The organism is Corynebacterium mastitidis DSM 44356 (assembly GCF_000375365.1).
GTDB lineage: Bacteria > Actinomycetota > Actinomycetes > Mycobacteriales > Mycobacteriaceae > Corynebacterium > Corynebacterium mastitidis.
The window spans coordinates 1-14,195 of record NZ_AQXB01000004.1; the positions used below are offsets into that span (position 1 = coordinate 1).

Annotated in this window: 9 protein-coding genes; all 9 read left to right on the top strand. The window is 65.7% G+C overall.

The window, feature by feature from the left end:
• On the top strand, nt 1–2,474 hold a 2,474-nt coding region (locus B140_RS0105330; protein WP_211208146.1), incomplete at its 5' end, for a VaFE repeat-containing surface-anchored protein.
• Between the two features lie 194 nt (nt 2,475–2,668).
• On the top strand, nt 2,669–3,622 hold the full coding sequence (gene pgfA / locus B140_RS0105335; protein ID WP_026166023.1) for a cell envelope lipid trafficking protein PgfA: 954 nt from the start codon (nt 2,669–2,671) through the stop codon (nt 3,620–3,622).
• 262 nt (nt 3,623–3,884) lie between these two features.
• Nucleotides 3,885–7,379, top strand: coding sequence for a DNA-directed RNA polymerase subunit beta (rpoB, locus tag B140_RS0105340; protein ID WP_083912245.1), 3,495 nt, complete (start codon nt 3,885–3,887; stop codon nt 7,377–7,379).
• Nucleotides 7,380–7,450: 71 nt separating this feature from the next.
• A complete protein-coding gene (locus B140_RS0105345; RefSeq protein WP_018118319.1) occupies nt 7,451–11,452 on the top strand; it encodes a DNA-directed RNA polymerase subunit beta' in 4,002 nt (1,333 codons plus the stop codon).
• 119 nt (nt 11,453–11,571) lie between these two features.
• On the top strand, nt 11,572–11,805 hold the full coding sequence (gene relB, locus B140_RS0105350) for a type II toxin-antitoxin system RelB family antitoxin (protein ID WP_018118320.1): 234 nt from the start codon (nt 11,572–11,574) through the stop codon (nt 11,803–11,805).
• A 52-nt stretch (nt 11,806–11,857) separates the two neighbouring features.
• Nucleotides 11,858–12,055, top strand: a complete 198-nt coding sequence (locus tag B140_RS0105355) for a type II toxin-antitoxin system RelE family toxin (protein WP_244874403.1) — start codon at nt 11,858–11,860, stop codon at nt 12,053–12,055.
• Nucleotides 12,056–12,199: 144 nt separating this feature from the next.
• Nucleotides 12,200–12,601 carry a hypothetical protein gene (locus B140_RS0105360; protein WP_156801671.1) on the top strand — a complete coding sequence of 134 codons (402 nt, stop codon included), beginning with the start codon at nt 12,200–12,202 and terminating at the stop codon, nt 12,599–12,601.
• Nucleotides 12,602–13,190: 589 nt separating this feature from the next.
• Nucleotides 13,191–13,562 (top strand): 30S ribosomal protein S12, encoded by a 372-nt coding sequence (gene rpsL, locus B140_RS0105365; RefSeq protein WP_018118323.1) that lies wholly within the window; start codon nt 13,191–13,193, stop codon nt 13,560–13,562.
• Between the two features lie 6 nt (nt 13,563–13,568).
• Nucleotides 13,569–14,036 (top strand): 30S ribosomal protein S7, encoded by a 468-nt coding sequence (rpsG, locus tag B140_RS0105370; RefSeq protein ID WP_018118324.1) that lies wholly within the window; start codon nt 13,569–13,571, stop codon nt 14,034–14,036.
• The last annotated feature ends 159 nt before the right edge of the window (nt 14,037–14,195 follow it).

A 14,195-nucleotide genomic window follows, 5' to 3' on the forward strand; every position in this document is an offset into this window, starting at 1 on the left:
AGGTGAGCAATATCCATGCGGTGGATGCTGAGAAGCAGAAGCTGTTGCCGGTGGGCGAGAAGATGGTCTTTGTGGGCGATCTGAAGGCGCCGGAGGCGGGTAAGCTGCACGCGGATAAGGCTGATGTTGCTGGTACTCCTGTTGATGAGGAGGGTGAGCCGACGAGCTTCACCCCGGTCGATGAGGATGGCAAGCCGCAGGTTGATGAGCAGGGTAATCCTGTTGTCAAGGAGCCTGGTACGCCTGTTGAGTCTCAGGAGGATCAGGCTCACACCGTGACCGAGCCTGAGTTCACGCCGGAGATTGCCACCTCGGCCTCGGTTGATAAGGACAGCAAGGTTGAGGCCTTCGCTTCCGACGAGGATCAGACGGTGTTTGACACGGTGACGGTGGAGAACCTGGTTGAGGGTGCTTCGTACACGTTGGATGCGCAGTTGATGAAGAAGTCTGATTCTTCTGAGATTGCTGGTGCGACGGGTTCGAAGACCTTTACGGCGGATGAGTCTGGTCTGGATGAGTTCGTGAAGAACGATGATGGTTCTGTGTCTGGTTCTGTGGTGGTGGAGATTCCGCTGAAGGCTGGCTTGTTGGAGTCTGGTGATTCTGCGGTGGCGTTTGAGACGCTGACCTCTGCTGATGAGAAGGCTCAGGAGCATCGTGCTGAGGAGTTGACTGATGGTTCGAAGCCTTCGGGTGATGTGATCGCGGATCACAAGGACATCAACGACGCGAAGCAGACGGTGACTTACGAGGTCAAGGACGAGACCAAGCCGAACCCCGGTAAGCCGTCCGAGTCCGTGCCGCCGTCGGAGCAGCCGGAGAACCCGGTGGTCAACCCGTCGGATGATTCTTCCGATGAGCCCACGCCGTCTTCGAAGAAGCCGGAGCCGCAGCCTTCTTCCCAGGAGCCTGTGGAGACGGAGGAGCCGACGACGTCGGTGACCTCCGAGCCTGCGGAGCCGTCTGATTTGGAGCCGTCGATTAAGACGTCGGTGGATCCGAAGACGATGGAGATCGCCCCGGGCGGCAAGGTCGTGGATACGGTCTCGTACGAGGGCCTGAAGCCGGGCACGGAGTACACGCTGCGTGCTCAGATGGTGGACAAGGATGACCAGAGCCGAGTGATCGGTTCCGGTGAGAAGACGTTCACCACGCCGGCCTCGGACGCGGAGTCCGTTGACGGTTCCGTGGACGTGGACATCACGTTCAACGCGAATGCCAAGGACGTGTCGTCTGCGGTGGCGTTCGAGGAGCTGACCTCGAAGGTTGTCGATGCCAAGGGCAATGAGACCCCGGATGCTTCGAAGCCGAACGCGATCGCGGAGCACAAGGACATCAACGATGCCGCACAGACCGTGAACTCTGAGGAGACCCCGGGTACTCCGAAGCTTGAGCTGAAGAAGTACATCGGTACGCAGGAGTTCACCGGTGAGGAGAAGCCGCAGGATCAGCCTGGTGCTGATGGTGTGGTGGATGCTCAGGATTCCTCGAAGGCGTTTGTTGCTAAGGATGCGGATCAGGAGCTGACGGTGACCTTTGTGGTGACCAACACTGGTGGTCTGGATCTGAAGGATGTGTCTGTTGCTGATGAGCTGACGGATGCGGATACCGCGGGTATCGAGCTTGGTGAGATTACTCCTGCTAAGCAGGACATCAAGGTTGGTGAGTCGGTGAACTTTGTTGCGAAGATCAAGGCTCCGGAGGCTGGGAAGCTGCATGCTGATGAGGCGAAGGCTTCTGGTGTTCCGGTGGATGAGAATGGCAATGAGGTTCCGTGGACGGATGCTGATGGCAAGGAGCACAAGCCGGGCGAGAAGGTGGATTCGAATGTGGATCCTGCTCACGCTACGACCCCGAAGCCGGGCGAGGAGCCTGAGCAGCCCGCCAAGGACGTCAGCCCCAAGCCGGGTAAGAAGCCCGAGGCTAAGCCGGCCAAGCCTGGTAAGCCCGAGCCGAAGATCACCACGGACGCTGCGATCGAGGATCACGGTGCCCTGGTGGCCGGTGCGACGGTGGTGGACACGGTCAGCTTCGAGAACCTGGTTCCGGGTAAGAAGTACGAGCTGTCTGCCGAGCTGATGTGCAAGGCCTCCGGCGAGTCCACGGGTGCCACCGCCAAGGTGACGTTCGTGCCGCAGGTGGCCAACGGTCAGATCAATGTCCCGATCGCGGTGACCGATGGCGATTGCTCCGAGCAGGTTGCCTTCGAGACGCTGCGTAACGCCGATGGTGAGGTGGTGGCTGTCCACCACGACATCAACGATGAGGCGCAGACGGTGACGGCGCAGGATGTGCTGAAGCCGGCCCCGTCCGATGAGGTCAAGGCGGCGAAGAAGGACAAGAACGTCACGGTTGTCACCGAGGGTGCTCCCGAGGTGGGTAAGGCCGTGGCCCCGAAGACGCCGCGTCGCTCGATTAAGGCGATTCCGTCTGGTTCCCTGGTGTTCGAGGAGGGCATGCCCTCTCAGATCTAGGGGAGTGACAGTGGCCGGGCGCCTCGGCGGTGCCTAGGGCTGTGAATGGGCGAGAGGCCCCATGTGGTTGGTGGATAACCCCGCAGGGGGCCTTCCCTTGTGCGCAGGGCGCGCCCCCACCCCCGATGAACCTTTACGAGTCCCTCACGAGGACACGACGCGGGGGCGGGCAGCCAGCGGGTACCATCGTGGTCATGCTTCCAACCTCTCGCGTTGTCTCCGTGCTCCTCATGGGCGTAGGCGCGGCCCTCCTTGTTGCGGGGGCGCTGGCGCCCAGGGTGATCCAGGAGGATAGCCGCCTCCCGCTGGACCTGGGGGAACTGACGTGGACGGTGCGGGACGACGCCGCGGAGTCGATGGTGCTGGCGGACTCGAACCGCCCGGTGGTGACCACCCCGGTGGTGCGCCAGACGCACCTCACGCTGGAGGAGCCCTCCTCGGAAGAGACGGTGATGACCCGCGTGGGCACCACGCAGTTGCGGGAGAGCCGCCAGGAGGAGGCGCAGCGCCTCATCTCCGCCCAGGTGTGGAGCTACGGGGTGGACCGCGTGACCGGGCGGGGCACGGGCTCCGCGGTGCTGAGCCAGCAGCTCGCCAGCCCCACGGAGGAGGTGGCGGCGCCCGGGGTGTGGTGGAAGTTCCCCTCGCCCGTGGAAGAGCAGGGCTACGAGGTGTTCGATGAGACCCTGCGCGGCACCGCCCCGGCGAGCTTCGAGGGCGTCGAGGAGCGGGAGGGGCGCGAGGTCTACCACTTCCGCCAGGTGATCGAGCCCACCAACGTGGCCCGGCTGTACCCGGGGGTGTTTAATACCACGGACTTCCCGGAGGCGGGGGAGGGGGAGGACGGGCGCGGCTTCCTGTTCCATTCCGCCACGCGGGATTATTATGTGGATCGTGCCTCCGGCCTGGTGGTGGATCTTCGGGAGAAGATTGATGATTACTACGGCACCGCGGACGGGGCCAAGCGGGAGCAGGTCCTTGCCTTCGACGGGAGGCTGGAACCCCAGCAGTCCGAGGAACTTCTCGCTGCGGCGCAGCGAGTGGCGGATCGCCCGCGCGTGGGGGTATGGTCCTGGGCGGGGATCGGCCTCGGGGTCGCGCTCGTGGCGCTGGGCGCGATCGGGGCCCTGCGGCCGGGGCGTCGCTGAGGGCGGCGTGCGCCCGGCGGGCGGCGTCGATACGCATGGGCCGAACGTGACCTTGCGCGCGGGCTGAAAGTGGTATAGGCTACTTCGTTGCGCTGGAATCCGTCTCCGGTACACACCGTAACCTTGATCGCTTGGCTTTGAAAAGCCAATTTGACAAGGTGATTTTGTGCTATCTGGGGCGGGTGTCCACAGCAGTGAAAATGCTAAAACTACCAGCGGATGTGCACGGTTGTTGGCCCATGCAACCGGCACTCCGCGTGAGGTGCTGGAAGGACCCATCTTGGCAGTCTCCCGCCAGACCAAGTCAGTGGCCGATACCCCCGGAGCTCCGAAGCGTTACTCCTTTGCTAAGTACACGGAGCCTATTGAGATCCCGGGCCTCCTTGACGTGCAGCGTGATTCCTTTGACTGGCTCGTTGGCACGCCGCAGTGGCGCGCCCGCCAGCAGGAGGAGCGCGGCCCCGAGGCGCGCATCACCAGTGGTCTTGAGGATATTCTCGATGAACTCTCTCCGATTCAGGATTACTCCGGCAACATGTCGCTGTCCCTGTCGGAGCCTCGCTTCGAAGAGGTGAAGAACTCCATCGAGGAGTCCAAGGACAAGGACATTAACTACTCGGCTCCGCTGTACGTCACGGCTGAGTTCATTAACAACGATACCCAGGAGATCAAGTCCCAGACCGTGTTCATCGGCGACTTCCCGATGATGACGGACAAGGGAACGTTCATCGTGAACGGCACGGAGCGCGTGGTGGTCTCGCAGCTCGTGCGCTCTCCCGGCGTGTACTTCGATCAGACCATCGACAAGTCCACGGAACGCCCCCTGCACTCCGTGAAGGTGATCCCCTCGCGCGGCGCCTGGCTGGAGTTCGACGTGGACAAGCGCGATACCGTGGGCGTGCGCATCGACCGCAAGCGCCGTCAGCCGGTCACCGTGCTGCTCAAGGCGCTGGGGTGGACCACGGAGCAGATCCGCGAGCGCTTTGGCTTCTCCGAGATCATGATGTCCACGCTGGAAAACGACGGCGTGGAGAACACCGACCAGGCCCTGCTGGAGATCTACCGCAAGCAGCGCCCGGGCGAGCAGCCCACCCGCGAGCTGGCGCAGTCCCTGCTGGACAACGCCTTCTTCCGCGCCAAGCGCTACGACCTGGCCAAGGTGGGCCGCTACAAGGTCAACCGCAAGCTGGGCCTGGGCGGGGACCACGACGGCCTGATGACGCTCACGGAAGAGGACATCGCCACCACCCTGGAGTACCTCGTGCGCCTGCACGCGGGCGAGCGCACCATGACCTCCCCCACGGGCGAGGTCATCCCGGTGGAGACGGACGACATCGACCACTTTGGCAACCGCCGCCTGCGCACCGTGGGCGAGCTGATCCAGAACCAGGTGCGCGTGGGCCTCTCCCGCATGGAGCGCGTGGTGCGCGAGCGCATGACTACGCAGGACGCGGAGTCCATTACCCCGACCTCCCTGATTAACGTGCGGCCGGTCTCTGCGGCGATCCGCGAGTTCTTTGGCACCTCGCAGCTCTCGCAGTTCATGGACCAGAACAACTCGCTTTCGGGCCTGACCCACAAGCGCCGCCTCTCCGCGCTGGGCCCCGGCGGCCTCTCCCGCGAGCGCGCGGGCATCGAGGTGCGCGACGTGCACCCCTCCCACTACGGCCGCATGTGCCCCATCGAGACCCCCGAGGGCCCGAACATCGGCCTGATCGGCTCCCTGGCCACCTACGCCCGGGTCAACCCCTTCGGCTTCATCGAGACCCCCTACCGCAAGGTGGTGGACGGCAAGGTCACCGACGAGGTGGAGTACCTCACGGCGGACGAGGAGGATCGCTTTGCCGTGGCCGAGGCCTCCACCGAGGTGGACGCCGAGGGCAACATCACCCAGGGGCGCATCGAGGTGCGCGTGAAGGACGGGGACATCCAGGTGAGCACCGCCCAGGGCGTGGACTACCTGGACGTTTCCCCGCGCCAGATGGTCTCCGTGGGCACCGCCATGATTCCCTTCCTGGAGCACGACGACGCCAACCGCGCCCTCATGGGCGCGAACATGCAGAAGCAGGCCGTGCCGCTGCTGCGCTCCGAGGCCCCGCTGGTGGGCACCGGCATGGAGTACCGCGCCGCCTACGACGCGGGCGACCTGGTGATCGCCCCGCGCGCGGGCGTGGTGGAGAACGTCTCCGCGGACTTCATCACCATCATGGACGACGAGGGCCAGCGCGATACTTTCATGCTGCGCAAGTTCGAGCGCACCAACCAGGGCACCTGCTACAACCAGACCCCGCTGGTGAAGATCGGCCAGCGCGTGGAGGCCGGCGAGGTGCTTGCCGACGGCCCCGGCACCCACAACGGCGAGATGGCGCTGGGCCGCAACCTCCTCGTGGCGTTCATGCCGTGGGAGGGCCACAACTACGAGGACGCCATCATCCTCAACCAGCGCGTGGTGGAGGAGGACATCCTGACCTCCATCCACATCGAGGAGCACGAGATCGACGCCCGCGATACCAAGCTGGGCGCCGAGGAGATCACCCGGGAGATCCCCAACGTCTCCGAGGACGTGCTGCGCGACCTCGACGACCGCGGCATCGTGCGCATCGGCGCGGACGTGCGCGCGGGCGACATCCTGGTGGGCAAGGTCACGCCCAAGGGTGAGACGGAGCTGACCCCGGAGGAGCGCCTGCTGCGCGCCATCTTTGGCGAGAAGGCCCGCGAGGTGCGCGATACCTCCCTGAAGGTGCCCCACGGCGAGACGGGCAAGGTCATCGGCGTGCGCCGGTTCTCCCGCGAGGACGACGACGACCTCGCCGCCGGCGTCAACGAGATGATCCGCGTGTACGTGGCGCAGAAGCGCAAGATCCAGGACGGCGACAAGCTGGCCGGCCGCCACGGCAACAAGGGCGTGGTGGGCAAGATCCTGCCGCCCGAGGACATGCCCTTCATGGCCGACGGCACCCCGGTGGACATCATCCTGAACACCCACGGCGTGCCGCGCCGTATGAACATCGGCCAGGTGCTGGAGACGCACCTGGGCTGGCTGGCGGCCGCGGGCTGGCAGGTGGACCCGGAGGACGAGAAGAACGCCGAGCTGCTCAAGACCCTCCCCAAGGAGCTGTACGACGTCCCGGCGGGCTCGCTCACCGCGACCCCCGTGTTCGACGGCGCCACCAACACCGAGGTGGCGGGCCTGCTGGCCAACTCCCGCCCCAACCGCGACGGCGACGTCATGGTGGACGGCAACGGCAAGACGATGCTGCTCGACGGCCGCTCCGGCGAGCCCTTCCCGTACCCGGTGTCCGTGGGCTACATGTACATGCTCAAGCTGCACCACCTGGTGGACGAGAAGATTCACGCCCGCTCCACCGGCCCGTACTCCATGATTACCCAGCAGCCGCTGGGCGGTAAGGCGCAGTTCGGTGGTCAGCGCTTTGGCGAGATGGAGGTGTGGGCCATGCAGGCGTACGGCGCGGCCTACACCCTCCAGGAGCTGCTGACGATCAAGTCCGACGACGTGATGGGCCGCGTGAAGGTGTACGAGGCCATCGTCAAGGGCGAGAACATCCCGGACCCGGGCATCCCCGAGTCCTTCAAGGTGCTGCTCAAGGAGTTGCAGTCCCTGTGCCTGAACGTGGAGGTGCTCTCCGCGGACGGCACGCCGATGGAGCTCTCCGGCTCCGATGACGACATGGAGGCCACGACCTCGCTGGGCATCAACCTGTCCCGCGACGAGCGCTCCGATGCCGACATCGCCTAAGCACAACCAGACCCCTTAAGTCTTATCCGCCATCTCAATCCCTCCCGCCAGGGGAGGGGAAAGGGAGTTACGTGTTCGACGTAAACCTCTTCGACGAGCTTCGCATTGGCCTAGCCACTGCTGACGACATCCGTCGTTGGTCCAAGGGCGAGGTGAAGAAGCCGGAGACCATCAACTACCGCACCCTCAAGCCGGAAAAGGACGGCCTGTTCTGCGAGCGCATCTTCGGTCCCACCCGGGACTGGGAGTGCGCCTGCGGCAAGTACAAGCGCGTGCGCTACAAGGGCATCATCTGCGAGCGCTGCGGCGTGGAGGTGACCAAGTCCAAGGTGCGCCGCGAGCGCATGGGCCACATCGAGCTCGCCGCACCCGTCACCCACATCTGGTACTTCAAGGGCGTTCCTTCCCGCCTGGGGTACCTGCTGGACCTTGCGCCCAAGGACCTCGAGCGCATCATCTACTTTGCCGCCAACATCATCACCTCGGTGGATGAGGAGGCGCGCCACGCCGACCAGTCCACCCTGGAGGCGGAGATGCTGCTGGAGAAGAAGGACGTGGAGGCCGACGCCGAGTCCGAGATCGCCGAGCGCGCGCAGAAGCTCGAGGAGGACCTGGCCGAGCTGGAGGCCGCCGGCGCCAAGGCGGATGCCCGCCGCAAGGTGCAAAACGCCGCCAACAAGGAGATGCAGCACATCCGCGAGCGCGCCGAGCGCGAGGTGGAGCGCCTCGAGGAGATCTGGCAGACCTTCATCAAGCTGGCGCCGAAGCAGATGATCATCGACGAGACGATCTACGCCGAGCTGGTGGACCGCTACGAGGACTACTTCACCGGCGGCATGGGCGCGGAGTCCATCCAGACGCTCATCCGCAACTTTGACCTCGACGCCGAGGCCGAGCAGTTGCGCGAGATCATCAACAACGGCAAGGGCCAGAAGAAGATGCGCGCCCTCAAGCGCCTGAAGGTCGTGGCGGCCTTCCAGCGCTCCGGCAACGACCCCGCCGGCATGGTGCTGGACGCCATCCCGGTGATCCCCCCGGAGCTGCGCCCCATGGTGCAGCTCGACGGCGGCCGCTTTGCCACCTCGGACCTCAACGACCTGTACCGCCGCGTGATTAACCGCAACAACCGCCTCAAGCGCATGATCGACCTCGGCGCGCCCGAGATCATCGTGAACAACGAGAAGCGCATGCTGCAGGAGTCCGTGGACGCGCTGTTCGACAACGGGCGTCGCGGCCGCCCCGTGACCGGCCCGGGCAACCGCCCGCTGAAGTCCCTCTCCGACCTGCTCAAGGGCAAGCAGGGCCGCTTCCGCCAGAACCTGCTGGGTAAGCGCGTGGACTACTCCGGACGTTCCGTGATCATCGTGGGCCCGCAGCTCAAGCTGCACGAGTGCGGCCTGCCCAAGCTCATGGCGTTGGAGCTGTTCAAGCCCTTCGTGATGAAGCGCCTGGTGGAGCACGACTACGCGCAGAACATCAAGAGCGCCAAGCGCATGGTGGAGCGCCAGCGCCCCGAGGTGTGGGACGTGCTGGAGGAGGCCATCTCCGAGCACCCGGTGATGCTCAACCGCGCCCCCACCCTGCACCGCCTGGGCATCCAGGCCTTCGAGCCCAAGCTCGTGGAGGGCAAGGCCATCCAGCTCCACCCGCTGGCCTGCGAGGCCTTCAACGCCGACTTCGACGGCGATCAGATGGCCGTCCACCTGCCGCTGTCCGCCGAGGCCCAGGCCGAGGCGCGCGTGCTCATGCTGGCCTCGAACAACATCCTCTCCCCGGCGTCCGGCAAGCCCCTGGCCATGCCGCGCCTGGACATGGTCACGGGCCTGTACTTCCTGACCATGGACAAGGGCGAGGACGAGATCGGCGGCCAGGGCCGCTACACCCCGGCCACCGAGGACCGCCCCGCGGAGGGCGAGTACACCTCCATGGCGGAGGCCATCATGGCCCGCGACCGCGGCGTGTTGGGCCTCCAGGCGCCCATCAAGGTGCGCATCTCCCACCTGCGTCCCCCGGAGGACGTGGAGGTGGAGCAGTTCCCCGAGGGCTGGGAGCGCGGCCAGGAATGGCTGGCGGAGACCACCCTGGGCCGCATCATGTTCAACGAGCTGCTGCCCTGGGACTACCCCTACCTCGAGGGCGTGATGGTGCGTAAGGGCGGCGGCTCCGGCAAGATCCTGCTGGGCGACGTGATTAACGACCTCGCCGCCAAGTACCCCATGATCACCGTGGCGCAGACCATGGACAAGATGAAGGACGCCGGCTTCTACTGGGCCACCCGCTCCGGCGTGACCATCTCCATGTCCGACGTGCTGGTGCTGCCCAACAAGACGGACATCCTGGAGCGCTACGAGGACGAGGCCCGTCAGATCGAGCGCAAGTACTGGCAGCAGGGCGCGCTCACCGAGCGCGAGCGCTACGACCGCCTCGTGGAGCTGTGGCAGGCCGCCACCAACGAGGTGGGCGAGGCCGTGGAGGACCTCTACCCGGACGACAACCCGATCCCCATGATCGTGAAGTCCGGCGCCGCCGGTAACATGCGCCAGATCTGGACCCTGGCCGGCATGAAGGGCATGGTGGTGAACTCCAAGGGTGACTACATCACCCGACCGATCAAGACCTCCTTCCGCGAGGGCCTCTCGGTGCTGGAGTACTTCAACAACTCCCACGGCTCCCGCAAGGGCCTGGCCGATACCGCCCTGCGTACCGCCGACTCCGGTTACCTCACCCGACGCCTGGTGGACGTGGCCCAGGACGTCATCGTCCGCGAGGACGACTGCGGCACCCGCCAGGGCGTGCGCGTGCCCGTGGCGGTGGCCGCACCGGGCACCGAGTCCGGCTACCGCGCCCACGAGTTCGTGGAGACCTCCGTGGCGGGCCGCGTGCTGGCCACGGACGCCACCAACGCCGAGGGCGCCGTGGTGCTCGAGGCCGGCGCGGACCTCACCGAGGCCACCGTGGCGGGGCTCGTCTCCGCGGGCGTGGAGTGGGTCAAGGTCCGCTCCGTGATGACCTGCCAGACGCCCACCGGCGTGTGCGCCAAGTGCTACGGCAAGTCCATGGCCTCCGGGCACCTGGTGGACATCGGCGAGGCCGTGGGCATCGTGGCCGCGCAGTCCATCGGCGAGCCCGGCACCCAGCTCACCATGCGTACCTTCCACCAGGGCGGTGTGGGCGGCGACATCACCGGCGGCCTGCCCCGCGTGCAGGAGCTCTTCGAGGCCCGCGTGCCCAAGAACCGCGCGCCGATCGCCTCCGTGGCGGGCACCATCCACCTCGAGGACGAGGGCAACTTCTACACCCTGACCATCACCCCGGACGACGGCGGCGACAACGTGGTGTACGAGAAGCTCTCCAAGCGCCAGGGCCTGGCCCAGGTGCGCCGCCCGATGGAGTCCAACCCGGACGCCATGATCGAGCGCGCCCTGCGCGAGGGCGACCACGTGGAGGTGGGCGAGCGCCTGCTGCGCGGCCCCGCAGACCCGCACGACGTGCTGGAGGTCCTGGGCCGCCGCGGCGTGGAGAAGCACCTCATCGACGAGGTGCAGGCCGTGTACCGCACCCAGGGCGTGGCGATCCACGACAAGCACATCGAGATCATCATCCGCCAGATGCTGCGGCGCGGCACCGTGATCGACTCCGGCTCCACGGAGTTCCTCCCCGGAACCCTCGTGGACCTCTCCGAGGCCAAGGCCGCCAACGCGGAGGCGCTCGCCGCCGGGGGCAACCCCGCCGAGCTGCGCAGCGAGATCATGGGCATCACCAAGGCCTCCCTGGCCACGGAGTCCTGGCTCTCGGCGGCCTCCTTCCAGGAGACCACCCGCGTGCTCACGGACGCCGCGATCAACAAGCGCTCCGACAAGCTCATCGGCCTGAAGGAGAACGTGATCATCGGTAAGCTCATCCCGGCCGGTACGGGTATCTCGCGCTACCGCAACATCACGGTCACGCCCACCGAGGAGGCCCGCAACGCCGCCTATGCCATCCCCACCTACGGGGAGGCCATCTACGGAGACGACGGCTTCGGCGAGTTCACCGGCGCCTCCGTGCCGCTGGACGAGGCGTTCGACATGTAGGGTGTGACACCCCTGCGGCTATAAGGCCCGCTTCCTCCCGAGAGGGGAGGGGCGGGCCTTTGGCTTGGTTGGGGCTCAGTTTTCCGGGGTGGGGTGCGTCCCGGTGTATATATGTCCTTATGAGTGCGGTTATCTCTTTGTGCGTCGATGAGGAGCAGAAGGCGCGCCTTGATGCCTTGGCGCGATCCACGGGGCGGCCGGTGGCGTTCTATCTGCGCGAGGCGGTGGATCGATACCTCGATGAGCAGGAATATCTTGATACCCTGAGGGCCGAGGCCGAGGCGGTTCGCCGCGGTGACCTGCGCACTATTTCCCTCGATCAGCTAGAGGTGGAGTGTGGTTTGGGGGATTGAGTTTACACCGCGGGCCGCTAAGGCCTTCCGTAAACTCGACAAGCCCGTTCAGGTGCGGGTGCGTAACTTTCTGAAGGAAGTGGCGGCGCTGGATGATCCCCGCTCGCGGGGCAAGGCCCTCGTAGCCACAAAATCGGGCTTATGGCGGTGGAGAGTAGGCGACTACCGCCTGGTGGCTGAGATCGTGGATCACACGGTGGTGATCGTGGTGCTTGATCTCGGGCATCGGTCTACCGTGTACCGCGCGTAAACGGTTTCACCCAAGAGGGGGCTGCTCACAGCATCAAGAGGGCCTTATCTGACATATCTGCCATATATGTCAGATAAGAGGGGCGTGGACAGAGTATAACCGGACACATGGCCCCGATATGTCGGATTGGAAGGGGAGACGGCAATGTCTCAAGAAGACCGGGAAGGGATGAGCGTGGAGGAGGTGCGCCGCCGGTTCTGCGCGGCGGTGCCGGAGGGGGAGTTCTTCACCGCGGAGGGGGCGCTGCGCTGGCGCGGTGCGGATGGGACGGTGGTGCGCATCGAGCTCACCGACGAGCAGTGGCGGCGGTATTGGGAGAGGTGCGCCACGGTGGAGGAGGACCCGGCGATGCTCATGGCGCTGCACTTCCATGAGGAGATCGGCTCCCTTGAACCCGGGCACGAGGAGCCGGCGCTCATCGCCCCGAACGGCGGATTCTGCTGGGGCTACGTGCCACGGGAGGCGCGAGAATACCTGGGCGAGGAGGTGTATCAGCGGCTCCTCCAGGGCAGGGACGAGTATCGGTGGGGTACGGGCCCCGAATGAGGGGTTGGCGCGGTGCGCCCTCACGGCCCGCTGGCGAGCGATCCACCAGCGAGACGCTCACCGGGGTGCTCGGCCGTAACGGACACCCGGATGACGTCCAGGCCGAGGCGGTTCGCCAGGCCCACGGCGAGGCGGTTTGCCGTGGCCGGATCGTGGGTCGAGGTCAAGGACGATCTCCGGCGCCGCCGGGTTCTCAAGAAGGGACGCCCCCGGTACGGCGTCCAGGAAGCCGTAGTGCGCGTCCCAGGCGCCACGCTGCACGGGGGCGGTGACGAGCCGCAGGGTGTAGTTCCTCATGGCCGGGGTACCTCCGCTGGTGGGGGCGTGATGTATGCCAATTATATTGCGCGCGGCGGGGGTCGAAGTTTCCCCGCACCCCTCCCCAGCCTCATTTGCCACCCCCTCCGCCGAGGTGTAGCCTTAACTGAGTCTCCCGTGTATGCGGGACAATCCCCCTGGCCCCTGGGCGTCGGCACGCAATGCTGGCAACCATCGTGGGTCGGAGGCGGACGTGCGGTAGGGCCCCGGAGAAGAGCCCCTATTTTTGCATGTTTGCCATAAAACTGTTCAGTTCAACCGAGGATGGTTTATGCCCACTATTCAGCAGCTGGTCCGCAAGGGCCGCCACTCCAAGTCCACCAAGGTGGCCACCGCTGCGCTGAAGGGTTCTCCCCAGCGCCGCGGCGTGTGCACCCGTGTGTACACCACCACCCCTAAGAAGCCGAACTCCGCTCTGCGTAAGGTCGCGCGTGTGCGCCTGACCTCCGGCATCGAGGTGTCCGCTTACATCCCGGGTGAGGGCCACAACCTGCAGGAGCACTCCATGGTGCTCGTGCGCGGCGGTCGTGTGAAGGATCTCCCGGGTGTGCGGTACAAGATCATTCGCGGCGCCCTCGATACGCAGGGTGTGAAGGATCGTAAGCAGGCTCGTTCCCGTTACGGCGCGAAGAAGGAGAAGTAAAGCACCATGCGTAAGTCCCGAGCACCGAAGCGCGAGATTATCAAGGATCCGGTTTACGATTCCGAGCTGGTCACCCAGCTGGTGAACAAGGTTCTCCTTGACGGCAAGAAGTCCACCGCCCAGCGCATCGTCTACGGCGCGCTGGAGAAGTGCCGCGAGAAGACCGGCACCGATCCCGTGGGCACCCTGGAGAAGGCCCTGGGCAACATCCGCCCCGACCTGGAGGTTCGCTCCCGCCGCGTGGGCGGTGCCACCTACCAGGTCCCGGTGGAGGTCAAGCCGGGCCGCTCCAACACCCTGGCCCTGCGCTGGCTGGTCACGTTCACCCGCCAGCGCCGCGAGCACACCATGATGGATCGCCTGGCCAACGAGATCCTGGATGCTTCCAACGGCCTGGGCGCCTCCGTGAAGCGCCGCGAGGATACGCACAAGATGGCCGAGGCCAACCGCGCCTTCGCCCACTACCGCTGGTAATCACGGCGAGCGTTGCCATAGAGATGAGGACGGCCCCTTTCGCAGCATCACCCCCGCGGCGCGGTGCGTCGGCCCGCGCGTGCGCGCGGCCGCACCGGCGTTCCGGGCGCGTGATGGCCGCGTAGGGTCGTCCTTTTCTTACGCGGCGTCGCCAGGCGG

Excerpts from the sequence above, each read along its gene's own strand:
- B140_RS0105360 (WP_156801671.1), top strand. The coding sequence starts at position 12,200 with ATGTCTCAAGAAGACCGGGAAGGGATGAGCGTGGAGGAGGTGCGCCGC.
- pgfA (WP_026166023.1), top strand. The coding sequence starts at position 2,669 with ATGCTTCCAACCTCTCGCGTTGTCTCCGTGCTCCTCATGGGCGTAGGC.
- rpsL (WP_018118323.1), top strand. The coding sequence starts at position 13,191 with ATGCCCACTATTCAGCAGCTGGTCCGCAAGGGCCGCCACTCCAAGTCC.
- rpsG (WP_018118324.1), top strand. The coding sequence starts at position 13,569 with ATGCGTAAGTCCCGAGCACCGAAGCGCGAGATTATCAAGGATCCGGTT.
- relB (WP_018118320.1), top strand. The coding sequence starts at position 11,572 with ATGAGTGCGGTTATCTCTTTGTGCGTCGATGAGGAGCAGAAGGCGCGC.